This window comes from Kribbella sindirgiensis (assembly GCF_004331435.1).
Classification (GTDB): Bacteria; Actinomycetota; Actinomycetes; order Propionibacteriales; family Kribbellaceae; genus Kribbella; species Kribbella sindirgiensis.
The window spans coordinates 93,080-106,539 of record NZ_SJKA01000025.1 but is presented as its reverse complement, the minus strand read 5'-3'; the positions used below and the strand labels follow the sequence as shown (position 1 = coordinate 106,539).

Genomic DNA, 13,460 nt, shown 5'->3' with positions numbered 1-13,460 from the left:
CCAGGGCAACCGTCACCGCCATACACACGAAGCTGTTCGTAGCCCGGCAGCCATTGGTAGCCCTCGACGACCGCGTGCCGGTCGGCGTAGGTCAGTGCGACTTCGAGGATGCGGACGGCGGCACGATTCTGGATCTGGTCGTACTCAGCCGCCGCGGCCAGCAGGTCCGCGGTGTCGAGCGCCTCCAAATCCTCGTCGAACATGTGTTCTAGTTTAGATCACGATCAGGTCTCGGGCAAATCGAGGCTTGCCCGGAAATCCTTACCTGTAAAGGATTCAGGCGCCGTGGAGCGTACTGTCCGGTGTATGGATGAGCTGGTGCTGCGGGTGGTTGGGTGGGTGGAGTCGGAGTTGCGGGAGCGGGCGGAGGCGCCGCGGCAGGGGGATGAAGGGGCGCCGGATGCCTGGGTGGTGTTCGACGGCTCGGTGCGGGATGCGCTCGCTGATGTTGCGGCCGGTGATGAGGTGATTCTCGTCAGCTGGTTCGATCGGGCGGATCGGGGCGTGCAGAAGGTGCATCCGCGCGGAGATCAGGCGCGCCCGCCGACAGGGGTGTTCAGCACGCGGTCCCCCGACCGGCCCAATCCGCTCGGGCTGCATCGGGTGACTGTGCTCGCGGTGGACGGTCTCCGGGTGCGGGTCAGCAATCTGGAAGCTCTCGACGGGACGCCGATCGTCGACGTCAAACCGGTACTAGGTGACGTCGCCGACCGTTGACTCGTACCGGGCGGCCATCGCTGTTGCGCGCTTGTGGAGGGCGGTGCGCAGGGACTGGGGGTGGAGGGCTTCGGCGTTGGGACCGAGTTGCCAGAGGGACCATTCGGCGTGCCAGGCGTCTTGGAAGGTGAGCTCCAGGCGGAGGCAGCCGTCGGGGTCGGGGGTTTCGGCGCGTACGGCGACGGCGGCGTTCAGGAGGTCTTCGCGGCGGGCCGGGTTGACGCGGACGTGCACGGTGAGGTGGCCGTCGGCGAGGAACTGGGCGGAGCGGTCGCGCCAGATGCGGTCCAGGTCGACCTGGTTCGGGCGCTCGGCCGGTTCGGGGAGTTCTTCGGCGGCCTGCATTCGCGAGAGGCGGTACGTGCGGTCCTCGCCGGACCGCCGAGCCAGCAGGTAGCCGCGGTCGCGGACGGTGACCAGGCCGATCGGGTCGACCGTGCGCCACTGCGGTTCCTGGCCGGTGGCGGCGTACAGGACGCGGAGTTTGTGGCCGGCGAGCACCGCACGGCGGACCTCGAGCATCGTGGCGTCGGGGACTTCCTTGGTGATGAGCCGGCGGGACAGCAAGTCGGTCTCGGGGTCGACGAGGATTCGCTGTGCTGCTTCGCTCGCGGTCGTCCGATGGCTCTCGGGAAGTGCGTCGACCACTTTGCGCATGGCGGAAGCGAGAGCCGAACTGAGGCCGAAGACCTGCTCACCGCGCCCCGAGCCGGCGGTCAGCAACGCCAGCGCCTCGTCATGATTCAGCCCAGTGAGCTCGGTCCGGAACCCGGGCAGCAACGCGAACCCGCCGTGCCGCCCACGCTCGGCGTACACCGGCACGCCGGCCGCCGACAGCGCCTCAATGTCGCGCAGCACCGTCCGCGTCGACACCTCCAGCTCCGTGGCGAGCACATCCGCGGTCAGCTGTCCCCGCTGACGCAGCAGCAACACCAGCGACACCAACCGGTCAGCACGCACTCGAAAAGAATACGTGACGAAGGGTGTCGTGATTTCTTGGAAAGCTCGCCGCCATGACGATCGAACGAACCGCAGTCAATCCGGTCCCCTGGTCCCTGGCACTGGGCTTCAACCAGGGCGAACTGGTCACCGGCCAGCCCCGAACCCTCTACTGCTCCGGCCAGACCGCGATGGACGCCGACGGCAAACCGCAGCACGACGGCGACCTGCCCGCGCAACTCGAGCTAAGCCTCGCCAACCTGGAAGCAGTACTCACCGAGGCCGGCATGACCCTCACGAACCTCGTCCGCCTCAACGTCTACACAACAGACGTAGACCTGCTCTTCCCCCACTACGGCGTACTGGCGTCCCGCCTGGCCACCGCCGGAGCATCCCCCACCACCACGATGCTAGGCGTCACCCGCCTGGCCATCCCAGGCCAACTGGTCGAACTAGAGGCGACCGCCGTCGCCTGACCGAGGTTGGGGAGGATTACGCCCAGAACGGCAAGTAATCCTCCCCAAGTCGGCTAGAAGTTGATCATGTGGCCTTCGAGGCCGTGGAAGGCTTCCTGGAGGGCTTCGCTCAGGGTGGGGTGGGCGTGGACGTTGCGGGCCAGTTCCTTGGTGGTCAGGTCCCACTTCTGGGCGAGGGTCAGCTCAGGCAGGAGCTCGGTGACCTCCGGGCCGATCAGGTGCGCGCCGAGAAGTTCGCCGTACTTGCTGTCGCTGATCACCTTGACGAAACCGGTCGGGTCGCCGAGGCCGTGCGCCTTGCCGTTCGCGGTGAACGGGAACTTGGCGACCTTCACGTCGTGGCCGAGCTTCTTGGCCTCTTCCTCGGTGTACCCGAAGCTGGCGATCTGCGGCTGGCAGAACGTCGCCCGCGGGATCATCGCGTAGTCGAGCTCCATCGTCTCGTGACCCGCGATCGTCTCGGCCGCGATCACGCCCATCGCCTCGGCGGCGTGCGCGAGCATCAGCTTCGCGGTCACGTCACCGATCGCGAAGATGTTCGGCACGTTCGTCCGGCAGAACCCGTCGACGCCGATCGCGCCGCGCTCGGTGAGCTGGACGCCGATCTTGTCCAGGCCGTAGCCGTCGACGCGCGGCTGGAAGCCGATCGCCTGCATGACCTTGTCGGCCTCGATGGTCTTCTGTACGCCGTCCTTGCCGGTCACGGTCACCTTGACCGAGGCGCCGGAGTCGTCGATCGAGTCGACGCGGGTGGACGTCAGGACGTCGACGCCGAGCTTCTTGTACGCCCGCGCCAGCTCCTTGGAGACCTCCGGGTCCTCCAGCGGCACCATCCGGTCGAGGAACTCGACGATCGTCACCTTCACGCCGTAGTTCGCCAGCACGTACGCGAACTCGACACCGATCGCACCGGCGCCGGCGATCACGATCGACCCGGGCAGGTCCTCGGTGAGGATCTGCTCCTCGTAGGTCACGACCCGCTCGCTGAGCTGGGTGCCCGGCAGCAGCTTGGTGGTCGCGCCGGTCGCCACGATGCAGGAGCCGAAGGTGACGGTCTCCGACGAGCCGTCGTTCAGCGTCACGTCGAGGGTGTTGGCGTCGGTGAACGAGCCCCAGCCGTCGAACTCGGTGATGTTGTTCTTCTTCATCAGGAAGTGGACGCCCTTGACCCGGCCGTCCGCGACCTTCCGGCTGCGCTGCACCGCGGTGGGGAAGTCGAAGGTCACCTCGCCGCTGATGCCGAAGGTCTTCGCCTCCGTCCGGAAGATGTGCGACAGCTCGGCGTTCCGCAGCAGCGCCTTGGACGGGATGCAGCCCACGTTCAGGCAGACACCGCCCCAGTACTTCTTCTCGATGATGGCGGTCTTGAGCCCGAGCTGGGCGGCGCGGATCGCCGCGACGTACCCACCCGGACCAGCGCCGAGGACAACAACGTCAAAGTGCGAGGCCATGGTGTGAACTTTAGCCGGGGTTCCGTAAGGACCGTACGCCGCCTACGCTGGGCTGGCGCGTGAGGCGCCGTACGGACGAATGCAGCATGGGGGACGGATGGATCTGGGCAGACGCCGTGGGCTGCGGCTGGCGGCAATCGGCACGCTGCTGGCGGCGGTTGCCGTGCCTGCGTACGCCGATCCCTCGCCGTCCGCGACCGAGCCGCCGCCGGCCTCCGTCACCGACGTGAACCGCTCGCTCGAGCAGCTCCAGGCCGAGGCCGCCGCCGTCCAGGCCGACTTCGCCAAGGCGACCATCGCCTACACGAAGGCGCTCAAGGAGGCCCAGGCCGCCGAGTCGGCCGCGAAGAAGGCGGAAGCCAGCGCGACCGCCTCCAAGGGCCTGTCCGACGAGGAGCGCCGCCGGCTCGGCGTGATCACCGCGCAGGCGTACCAGCTGGGCATCCCGACCGTGATGGGCACCGAGTCGATGCTGTGGTCGCTCGCCCCGATCGCCGAGAACCTCCAGGAGATCGCCGACCGGCAGACCGCGATCACTCAGCTCGGCAGCACCCAGGTCTCGCAGTACAACAAGGCCATGGCCGCCGAAGCCGAGTCCAACCGGCTCAAGGCCGACGCGACCACGAAGCGCGCCGCCGCGAACGATGCCGCTGCCAAGGCGCAGGAGCTCAGCAACCAGGTCCAGCACAAGGCCGCCAGCGCGGCCGCGGCGATGGCCGACCAGACTGCCGATCTCGACGTCGCCTCCGCGCTCTCGAAGCAGCTCCAGCTCGCGCGCAACCAGCAGGCGCTCGCACGCTGGCAGACGTACCTGACCGAGCTGGCAGCCACGAAGGTCACTCCCCCGGCAGCCGCTGTACTCAAGAACCCGGCCTCGCTGCCGACCGGCCTGACGCCGCTGACCCGCCGTGGTGCGGCGGTCCCCGGTGTGGCGTCGGTCTCGGTCGCGGGTCGCATCGTGCGGGTCATGTCGGCCGAGACGATCCGGGCAGTCAACAGAGCCTTCAGCATGGTCGGCAAACCGTACGGCGTCGCCGCGACCGGTCCGGACACGTACGGCTGTCTCGGAGCGGCCCGCGTCGCCTGGCAGCCGTACACGACCCTCCCGAACCTGGTCGGCAAGGTCTACCCGGGCTACCAGGCCGTCCCGAACGCGCAGATCCAGCCCGGCGACCTGCTCGTCATGGGCAGCAAGTCCCTCGGCCTCGTGCACATCGGCATCGCACTCGACAACGGCGAGATGATCGCCGCCGACGAGTCGAAGGGCTCGGTGGTCGTCACGACGATCCCCGACAACTTGTACGCCGCGCTCCGCCCGACGCTCGGCGCCCCGGTCAAGCCGCAGGTCGCGCCGGTCGCGACGTCCGAGGCGTACGCGTTCCGGTGCGGCAACACGGCCACGTCGTACGACGTCGGCTCGGGCTCCTGGACCTGGCCGCTGCCCGACGGGACCTACGAGATCGGTACGCCGTTCGGTCAGTCCGGATCCATGTGGTCGACCGGGTCCCACACCGGCCAGGACTTCCCGGCCGCGATCGGTACGACGGTTCGCGCCGTGACCTCGGGCGTCGTCCGCGTCGAGCACCCCGCCTGGGCCGGCAACCTGGTGCGGATCGACCACGGGAACGGCCTGGAGACGCTCTACGCCCATCTGAGCCGGGTCGACGTCACCGACGGCCAGCAGGTGACCGCCGGGCAGCAGATCGGTGCCGTCGGCACCGAAGGCAACTCGACCGGGCCGCACCTGCACTTCGAGGTCCGCCTCGGCGGCGACCCAGTCAACCCGATGCCGTTCCTCGCCACCGGATCCGCGAGCACCGGGTGGGGCGGCTTCAGCAACGGCATGATCCCGTCCGGCAAGCTGTGCGCGATCGGGTCCGGCCACATGCTCAGGTGTGACGCCGCCGCGGCGTACCTGAAGCTCGCCGCCGCGTACCGCGGCCAGTTCGGTAAGTCACTGTGCATCACCGACTCCTACCGTTCGTACGCGTCCCAGGTCAGCCTGTACCAGCGCAAGCCGTCTCTGGCCGCGCTGCCGGGCACCTCCAACCACGGCTGGGGTGTCGCGGTCGACCTCTGCGGAGGCGTCGACAAGTACGGCACCACCCAGTACCAGTGGATGAAGTCGCACGCTTCGGCGTACGGCTGGCTGCACCCGGCCTGGGCGGACCAGGGCGGCAACCGGGAAGAGCCTTGGCATTGGGAGTTCGGCAACCCGGCTGCTGCCTAGGCGCCCGGTACGCTGGGTCCGTGGCCGAGAAACAGAGTCCCGACCGCACCGATCACAACATCACGCTCGACGCGGCGGACGACCGGTGGGAGTGGCGGAGGCGGATTCGCGAGAATCCCAAGAAGTTGCTGTTCTACCGGATCGGCGTGGGCGTTGTCGGCGGAATTCTGATCATCGCCGCGCCGCTCACCGGCTGGCTGCCGGGGCCGGGCGGGATCCCGTTGTTCATCGCGGGTCTGGCCGTGCTCGCGAGCGAGTTCGAGTGGGCCCAGCGGCTGCTGTACCGGGTCAAGGACTGGGTGAAGGCGCTCACCGCCTGGACCGGCAAGCAGCCCGCCTGGCTGAAGGCACTCGGGACGCTCGCGCTGTTCCTCTGCGTGCTCGTCGCGATCTGGCTCTACCTGGCCGTGCTGGGTGTGCCGGGCTGGCTGCCTGACCCCTGGGAGTCATTCCTGTACCAGCTGCCCCTGCTGCCCTGAGTAGTCCGGCAGTGCCACCTGTTCGCTCAGGTTCTGGGCCAGCTTGAGCATCTGCTTCAGGAAGAACGGCCGGTCGAGGATCTTGTTCCGCGCCGCGATCCCGAACCGGGTCGCCGGCGCCATGAACTGACCCGAGCGGCTGCCGTCCTGGGTCTTCGACACGGCCTTCCGCATCCGCTCCTCGTACCGGTCGAACGCGGTCCGCAGGTCGCCTTGCGCCAACTCCCCCGCCAGTACGTAGGCGCCGACGACCGCCGTACCGGTGCCTAGCGCTCCGAACGTCGCGCCGTACCCCGCGTCGCCGAGCAGCACGATCCGGTCGGTCGACCAGCGCTTCACGTGGACGCGGCTGATCGAGTCGAAGTACAGCTCCGTTGCCGCGGGCAACCCGGCCAGCAACTCCGGGACGTGCCAGCCGAGGCCGCTGAACTGCTCCCGCAGGATGGCCTTCTGCTGGTCGAGGTCCCGCCGGTTGTACTCCAGCTTCGGCGACTTGAACACGAACAGCGTCCCCGCCAGCGCCGGATCGCGACGGTCCGCGCTGACGCTCGCGAGCTTGCCGGGCACGTTGTACATCAGCGCGTCACCGGAGATCCCCAGCGTGTTCGGCACCTCCCAGCCGCCCACGTAGTACTCGAGGTGCCGCTCGACGACCTGGTCCGCCCGCCACGCCAGCCGCCGTACGACGGAATGCATCCCGTCCGCGCCGATGACCAGGTCGTACGTCTCCTCGACCCCGCTCTCGAACCGCACGTCCACGCCCTCTGCGTGCTCCCGCAGGCTCGCGATCGAGTCGCCGAAGCAGTACGTCGCCTGCTCGCGGCTGTGCTCGTACAACACCTGCGACAGGTCTGCCCGCAGTACCTCCAGCTCCCCGCCCGCGAACTCGGCGGGCAGCCGCATCAGCCGGCGGCCGGACTCGTCGACGAACCGCATCGCACTCCCACCGGTCTGGAGCGACCGCAGATCGTCGAGCACGCCCATACGCCGCAGGACGGTCTTGAACACCTCCCCGCGGAAGTCCACCGCGTACCCGCCCTTCCGGAGCGCGGGCGCGATCTCGACCACTGTCACGTCGTGTCCCGCACGGCCCAGCCAGAGCGCCACCGAGGGGCCCGCCACGCTCGCACCCGAAACCAGAACCTTCATCTTCGCCTCCGTCGAGTAACTGTGTCCGCCGGACACAGTAATGTGTATGGTAGACACAGTTCAAGTCGATATGGAAGGACCGCGATGACCGAACTGCTCTGGGGCAAGGAGCCGGCGCGGACGCGCGGGCCGAAGCCGGCGATCACGCTGACCGCCATCGCCGAGACCGGCATCGCGATCGCGGACACCGAGGGCCTGGACGCGGTCTCGATGCAGCGCATCGCCGGCGAGCTCCCGGTCACGAAGATGGCGCTCTACCGGTACGTGCCCGGCAAGACCGAACTGGTCGCGGTGATGAGCGACCTGGCGGTGGGCAGCCCACCGGACCGTGCCGACCTACCGTGGCGCGAGGCGCTCCGCATCTGGGCGATCGACCTGTACGACGCCTTCACCCGGCACCCGTGGCTGCTGCAGTCGACCATCGGCCGTCGCCTGCTCGGCCCGAACGAGCTCGCCTGGATGGAGCGCGGCGTCGCGGCGCTGACCGGCACCGGGCTGAGCGGCGGCGAGCAACTGGACTCGATCCTGGTGATCACGAGCCACGTCCGGAACATCGCGCAGCAGTCCACGACCTTCCCCGGGCACACGACCGGACTGACCGAGGAGGACTGGCAGCAGTCGCTCGCCGAGATCCTCGCCACCGAGGCCGCCCGGTTCCCGCACCTGACCACCGCGATGCGCACCTCGGCGGGCAGCGAGAACCAGGGGCTGGAGTTCGGCCTGGCGCGGATCCTGGACGGCCTGGAGCTGCTGATCAGTGACCGGACGGGCTGAGCCGGATTCCATTGAAACGTTGCCGATAGACCGAAGCGGACAGCCCGTAGTGGGACTTGAACCGGCGGGCGAAGTAGTTCTGGTCGGGCCAGCCGACCGACTCCCCGATCCGGTTGATCGGCAGGTCGGTGTGCAGCAGCCGGTCGGCCGCGAGTTCGACGCGGTGCCGCGACAGGTACGCCATCGGCGGCATCCCGGTCACCGACTTGAACAGCCGGACGAGGTACCCGGGCGCGAGGTGCAACTCCCCCGCGAGATCGGTCAGCGTCCAGCGCCGGGCCGGGTCGGCCTCCATCATCCGCATCGCGTCGACGACGGCCGGGTGGGTGTACTCGCCGCGTTCCTCGGTGTCCGCCACGGTGCGCGCGACGCAACTCAGGTACAGCGACAGCCACCCGATCAGCTCGCCGCGGTGCCGGCTCAGCGGCTGGTTCCGTAGCCGGCGCAATCCGTCGAGGTGACCGACGGCCTCGTGCGCCGTCGCCGGATCGAGATGGGTGGCGATCATGCCGCGGCGCTGCGCCGAGAACGGTCCGGTCCACAACAGGTAACCCAGCAAGGGATCCTCGCGCGCCCAGGCGAGCTCGCGCCGCACCAGGTCCGCGGAGAAACAGCAGTTGTAGACCTCGAGCCCGTCGCAGTCGACGTACTCGTGCCAGACCCCCGGCCGGAGCAGGATCGCGTCGCCGGCCCGCAGGTGCTGGCGTCCGGCGAGGCTGTGATGGACGCCTTCACCCCCTGTGACGAGCAGCAGCTCGAAGAAGCTGTGCGTGTGCAGCGGATGCGACTTTTCGTGCAGGTGTGTACCCGCGTGCACCACCGTCCCTTCGACGAAGTGCAGCACGGTACCGCGGGTCCTCACAGGCTCATCGGCCATAGGTCACGATATGGGCCAAGGTGCAGATCGTGCTAGATCGAGTGCACATCGGGCTAGTGACTCGCGACTGCCGGTCGCAGGATCGGGGAACAGGCGAAACGTCCTCGCCGGTCCATCAGCCAAAGATCGAGCGTTTTGTCAGAGCACCCAATGAATCGTTTCACTCTCGGTTGGAGTCTCATGTCGCAACTCGCCGCACCCACCGCCCTCCGCTTCGAGCATCAGCCGGCACCAGAATCCGGCACAGTCGTAGGCCTCGGCACCGCGAGCCCGCGGATTTCCTGGCAGGTCCCGGCCGCGGACGCCGGCTACGCGCAGACGGCGTACGAGGTCGAGATCACCACCGGAACGACCGAAGTCTTCACCGTTCAGTCCCCCGACCAGGTCCTGGTGCCCTGGCCGGGTGCGGCGCTCACGTCGCGTGAGTCCGCGCAGGTGCGCGTTCGCGTCCGCGGCAATGACAAGGGGGACGACTGGAGCGAGTGGAGCGAGCCCGCGTCGGTCGAGACCGGTCTGCTCGCTCCCGACGACTGGACCGCTCGGTTCGTCAGCCCGAAGAACAACCCGCACGGCTCCCCCGCTCCGCTGATCGGCGGCACCGCGGACCTCCCGGACGGCGTCGTCAAGGCTCGCCTGTACGCGACGTCGTACGGCATCTACATCCCCGAGCTCAACGGGCAGCGGGTCGGGGACGAGGAGCTGGCGCCTGGCTGGACGTCGTACCAGTTCCGGCTCCGCTACCAGACCTACGACGTGACCGAGCTTGTTCGACCTGGTGAGAACACGCTCGAGTTCCTCGTCGGCAACGCCTGGTACCGCGGTCGCATCGGCTTCCAGGACCAGAAGCAGCTGTACGGCGAGCGTCTGGCCGTGCTCGCCCAACTCGAGGTCACCACCGAGGACGGGCAGATCCACACGTTCGCGAGCGACGGTACCTGGACCTCCCGGGAGAGCAACGTCGTCGCCGACGACCTGTACGACGGCCAGACCACGGACCTGCGCAGAGAACCCGGAGCGCGGTCTCCGGTGGACGTTCTCGACGCCGACCTGAACCTGCTCGTCGCTCCCGACGGCCCGCCGGTGCGGATCACCGAGGTCCTGCCCGCGCTCGAGATCACCACGTCGCCGTCCGGGAAGACGCTCATCGACTTCGGGCAGAACCTGGTCGGTCGGGTCCAGCTGACGGTCCGCGGTCAGGCCGCGGGCGACGAGATCGTCCTGCGGCACGCGGAGGTCCTGGAGAACGGCGAACTCGGCGTCCGCCCGCTCCGCACCGCGAAGGCGACCGACACCTACATCCTGGCCGGACCGGACGAGGTGACCCTCGACTCGCCGCTCACCTTCCACGGCTTCCGGTACGCCGAAGTCACCGGCGTGAACGCGCTCTCGAAGGACGACATCGTCGCGGTCGTCGTCGGCACCGACCTGCGCCGCACCGGCTGGTTCGAGTCGTCCGACGAGCTGCTCAACAAGTTCCACGACAACGTGGTCTGGGGTATGCGCGGCAACTTCGTCGACGTACCGACCGACTGCCCGCAGCGTGACGAGCGCCTGGGCTGGACCGGCGACATCCAGGTCTTCTCGCCGACCGCGACCTTCCTGTTCGACACCGCCGGCTTCCTCACCAACTGGCTGGCTGATCTGTCCGCCGAGCAGCAGAAGGACGGCTCCGTGCCGTACGTCATCCCGGACGTGCTGCGGGACCAGCACCCGGCGACGGCGGCTTGGGGTGACGCGGCAACGATCGTGCCCTGGGTGATCTACCAGCGCACGGGCGATGCCGGCCTGCTCGCCCGGCAGCTGCCGAGCATGCGCGCGTGGGTCGACAAGATGGCCGACCTGGCCGGCAGCAACCTGCTGTGGTCCGGCGGCTTCCAGTTCGGCGACTGGCTCGACCCGACGGCGCCTCCGGAGAACGCGTTCAAGGCCAAGGCCGACGCCGACGTGGTCGCGACCGCGCACCTGGCCCGCTCGGCCGAGGTCGTCGCACGGGCCGCCGAGATCGTCGGCCGGCCCGATGTCGCCCAGCAGTACGCCACGCTGGCCGACGGTGTCCGGAAGGCGTTCGCCTCCGAGTACGTGACTGCCGGCGGCCGGGTACTGAGCGACGCGGCAACGACCTACGCCCTCGCCCTGCAGTGGGCGCTGCTGCCTACCGCCGCCCAACGGCGCGGTGCCGGCGATCGGCTCGCCGACCTCGTCCGGACGTCGAGTTTCCGGATCAGTACCGGATTCGTCGGAACGCCGCTGATCGCCGACGCCCTGGCCGATTCCGGACATCCTGACCTGGCATACCGCCTCCTGCTACAGACAGGTTGCCCGTCTTGGCTGTACGCAGTGACGATGGGAGCCACGACGGTGTGGGAACGCTACGACAGCATGCTGCCCGACGGCAGCATCAATCCCGGCGAGATGACGTCGTTCAACCACTACGCCCTCGGCGCGGTCGCCGACTGGATGCACCGCCGGGTGGCCGGCCTGGCCCCGGTCGATCCCGGCTACCGGACGTTCGAGGTGCGCCCACTCGTCACCGACCACCTGACGAAGGCCTCGGCCAGACACCTCACGCCGTACGGCGAAGCAGCCGTCGCGTGGGTCCGTGACAACGGTCAGGTCACGCTCTCGGTGAAGGTGCCGGTCGGATCCACGGCCCGTGTCGCCGTACCCGGACAGGACGAGCCGGTCGAGGTCGGTCACGGAACCCATGAGTGGACCGCCGCCGACCCGTACGCCGAGACGCCGGGCGTGCCCGCCGACGCCACGATCCGCCAGCTCGTCGACAACGCACCGGCGTGGACCGCGATCGTCGCGGCCGCCGTCGAGGACCAGGTCGTTGCCGCCGACACCGATCTCGCCACCCGCCTGGAGCGCTACCTCGACAAGCCGGCCGCCGAGCTGCTCGCCGTGCTCGGCCGCTTCCGGAAGAACCCGACCGCCCCGGCCCTGCAGGCCGAGCTCGACGCCCGACTCACCCAGTAACCCAACTCACCCCGACCGCCCCGCTGCCGTGACGTACATCCCTTGGAGGTCATGATGAGGTTCCGCCCAGGAGCCAGCGGACTCGCACTGCTGGCTGTCTGTTCCCTAACCCTTGCCGCGTGCAGCGCGGGCAGTCTCGGATCCAGCGACGACGCCGGTGGCAGCGGCGCGGTCGAGATCACGTACCTGACCACGAACCAGGACCAGGACGTGAAGGAGGCCGAGCAGCTCGCCAAGGACTTCCACGCCAAGAACCCGGACATCACCGTGAAGGTGGAGACCCGTCCGGGTGGCACCGAGGGCGACAACATCATCAAGACCCGGCTGTCCACCGGCGACATGGTCGACATCTTCAACTACAACACCGGGTCGCTGTTCAACGCGATCGCGCCGCAGAAGAACCTGCTCTCGGTCAACGACGAGCCCTGGGTCAAGGACCTGGACGAGAACTTCAAGAAGACCGTGACCGCCGACGGACAGGTGTACGGCGCGCCGCTCGGCGGCTTCATGGGCGGCGCGGTGCTCTACAGCATCCCGGTCTACCAGAAGCTCGGGCTCAAGGTGCCGACGACGTGGGCCGAGTTCATGGCCAACAACGCCAAGATCAAGGCCGGCGACCCCGGTGTCGCCCCGGTGATCCAGACGTACGGCGAGACCTGGACCTCGCAGCTGTTCGTGCTCGGCGACTTCCACAACGTCTCAGCGGCCGAGCCGGACTTCGCCGACAAGTACACCAAGAACGAGGCGAAGTACGCGACGTCGCCGGCCGCGGTGAAGGGTTTCGAGCACACTCAGGCCGTCCACGACGCCGGCTACGAGAACAAGGACTTCGCGTCCGCCAAACTGCCCGACGGCCTGAAGATGCTTGCCACCGGCAAGGGCGCGCACTATCCGATCCTGTCCGGCGTGGTCGCGAACATGATCGCCACCTACCCGGACGCCGCCAAGACCGTCGGCTTGTTCGCCTTGCCTGGTGACGACGCGAGCAAGAACGGCCTGACGCTGTGGACGCCGGGCGGTCTGTACATCCCGAAGACCACCGAGGGCGCCAAGCTGGACGCGGCCAAGAAGTTCCAGGCCTTCGTCGCCAGCCCGGACGGCTGCAAGTCCCAGTCCGCGGCGGGCGCGCCGACCGGTCCGTACGCGGTCAAGGGCTGCACGCTGCCGGACGACGTACCGCAGGCGATCAAGGACATGCAGCCGTACCTCGACAAGCCGGGCGGGTCCAGCCTGGCGCTGGAGTTCCTCTCGCCGGTGAAGGGCCCGTCGCTGGAGCAGATCACCGTCGAGGTCGGGTCCGGCATCCGCAAGGCGAAGGACGGCGCGGCCCGGTACGACGAGGACGTCAAGAAGCAGGCCCAGCAGCTCGGGCTGGCGGGTTGGTGAGGT

The 13,460-nt window shown here is 68.6% G+C and carries 12 protein-coding genes; 7 read left to right on the top strand and 5 right to left on the bottom strand.

Annotated elements, in window-relative coordinates; all coding sequences use genetic code 11:
* Nucleotides 1–203: hypothetical protein (locus E0H50_RS39345; protein WP_131296244.1), on the bottom strand; the 203-nt coding region annotated here is incomplete at its 3' end.
* A 103-nt stretch (nucleotides 204–306) separates the two neighbouring features.
* On the opposite strand from E0H50_RS39345, the gene tsaA reads away from it, so the two are divergent.
* Entirely contained in the window at nucleotides 307–717 is a 411-nt protein-coding gene (gene tsaA / locus E0H50_RS39340; protein ID WP_131296243.1) for a tRNA (N6-threonylcarbamoyladenosine(37)-N6)-methyltransferase TrmO, read from the top strand.
* On the opposite strand, the gene E0H50_RS39335 is transcribed toward tsaA, so the two are convergent.
* Nucleotides 694–1,677, bottom strand: a complete 984-nt coding sequence (locus E0H50_RS39335; protein ID WP_131296242.1) for a helix-turn-helix transcriptional regulator — start codon at nucleotides 1,675–1,677, stop codon at nucleotides 694–696. The two genes, tsaA and E0H50_RS39335, sit on opposite strands and share 24 nt — an antisense overlap.
* A 59-nt stretch (nucleotides 1,678–1,736) precedes the next feature.
* On the opposite strand from E0H50_RS39335, the gene E0H50_RS39330 reads away from it, so the two are divergent.
* Entirely contained in the window at nucleotides 1,737–2,132 is a 396-nt protein-coding gene (locus E0H50_RS39330) for a RidA family protein (RefSeq protein WP_131296255.1), read from the top strand.
* Between the two features lie 53 nt (nucleotides 2,133–2,185).
* Here the strand turns inward: E0H50_RS39330 and lpdA are convergent, their stop codons facing one another.
* Nucleotides 2,186–3,583 carry a dihydrolipoyl dehydrogenase gene (gene lpdA / locus E0H50_RS39325; RefSeq protein ID WP_131296241.1) on the bottom strand — a complete coding sequence of 466 codons (1,398 nt, stop codon included), beginning with the start codon at nucleotides 3,581–3,583 and terminating at the stop codon, nucleotides 2,186–2,188.
* 97 nt (nucleotides 3,584–3,680) lie between these two features.
* Between lpdA and E0H50_RS39320 the strand changes: the two genes are divergently transcribed.
* Complete coding sequence (locus E0H50_RS39320) at nucleotides 3,681–5,813, top strand: peptidoglycan DD-metalloendopeptidase family protein (RefSeq protein WP_131296240.1); 2,133 nt, start codon at nucleotides 3,681–3,683, stop codon at nucleotides 5,811–5,813.
* A gap of 20 nt (nucleotides 5,814–5,833) precedes the next feature.
* Entirely contained in the window at nucleotides 5,834–6,292 is a 459-nt protein-coding gene (locus E0H50_RS39315) for a PGPGW domain-containing protein (RefSeq protein ID WP_131296239.1), read from the top strand.
* Here E0H50_RS39315 and E0H50_RS39310 read toward each other — a convergent pair.
* On the bottom strand, nucleotides 6,260–7,441 hold the full coding sequence (locus tag E0H50_RS39310; protein WP_131296238.1) for an FAD-dependent monooxygenase: 1,182 nt from the start codon (nucleotides 7,439–7,441) through the stop codon (nucleotides 6,260–6,262). The two genes, E0H50_RS39315 and E0H50_RS39310, sit on opposite strands and share 33 nt — an antisense overlap.
* A gap of 84 nt (nucleotides 7,442–7,525) precedes the next feature.
* Here E0H50_RS39310 and E0H50_RS39305 point away from each other — a divergent pair, with 84 nt between their 5' ends.
* Nucleotides 7,526–8,215, top strand: coding sequence for a TetR/AcrR family transcriptional regulator (locus E0H50_RS39305; RefSeq protein WP_131296237.1), 690 nt, complete (start codon nucleotides 7,526–7,528; stop codon nucleotides 8,213–8,215).
* Here the strand turns inward: E0H50_RS39305 and E0H50_RS39300 are convergent.
* Nucleotides 8,196–9,092, bottom strand: coding sequence for a helix-turn-helix transcriptional regulator (locus E0H50_RS39300; RefSeq protein ID WP_131296236.1), 897 nt, complete (start codon nucleotides 9,090–9,092; stop codon nucleotides 8,196–8,198). The two genes, E0H50_RS39305 and E0H50_RS39300, sit on opposite strands and share 20 nt — an antisense overlap.
* A gap of 180 nt (nucleotides 9,093–9,272) precedes the next feature.
* Between E0H50_RS39300 and E0H50_RS39295 the strand changes: the two genes are divergently transcribed.
* Nucleotides 9,273–12,071 carry an alpha-L-rhamnosidase gene (locus tag E0H50_RS39295; RefSeq protein ID WP_131296235.1) on the top strand — a complete coding sequence of 933 codons (2,799 nt, stop codon included), beginning with the start codon at nucleotides 9,273–9,275 and terminating at the stop codon, nucleotides 12,069–12,071.
* Nucleotides 12,072–12,125: 54 nt separating this feature from the next.
* Nucleotides 12,126–13,457, top strand: a complete 1,332-nt coding sequence (locus E0H50_RS39290) for an ABC transporter substrate-binding protein (protein WP_131296254.1) — start codon at nucleotides 12,126–12,128, stop codon at nucleotides 13,455–13,457.
* The last annotated feature ends 3 nt before the right edge of the window (nucleotides 13,458–13,460 follow it).

Coding starts and splice junctions, on each gene's coding strand:
- E0H50_RS39295 (WP_131296235.1), top strand. CDS start 9,273: ATGTCGCAACTCGCCGCACCCACCGCCCTCCGCTTCGAGCATCAGCCG.
- E0H50_RS39305 (WP_131296237.1), top strand. CDS start 7,526: ATGACCGAACTGCTCTGGGGCAAGGAGCCGGCGCGGACGCGCGGGCCG.
- E0H50_RS39320 (WP_131296240.1), top strand. CDS start 3,681: ATGGATCTGGGCAGACGCCGTGGGCTGCGGCTGGCGGCAATCGGCACG.
- E0H50_RS39310 (WP_131296238.1), bottom strand. CDS start 7,441: ATGAAGGTTCTGGTTTCGGGTGCGAGCGTGGCGGGCCCCTCGGTGGCG.
- E0H50_RS39290 (WP_131296254.1), top strand. CDS start 12,126: ATGAGGTTCCGCCCAGGAGCCAGCGGACTCGCACTGCTGGCTGTCTGT.
- lpdA (WP_131296241.1), bottom strand. CDS start 3,583: ATGGCCTCGCACTTTGACGTTGTTGTCCTCGGCGCTGGTCCGGGTGGG.
- tsaA (WP_131296243.1), top strand. CDS start 307: ATGGATGAGCTGGTGCTGCGGGTGGTTGGGTGGGTGGAGTCGGAGTTG.
- E0H50_RS39300 (WP_131296236.1), bottom strand. CDS start 9,092: ATGGCCGATGAGCCTGTGAGGACCCGCGGTACCGTGCTGCACTTCGTC.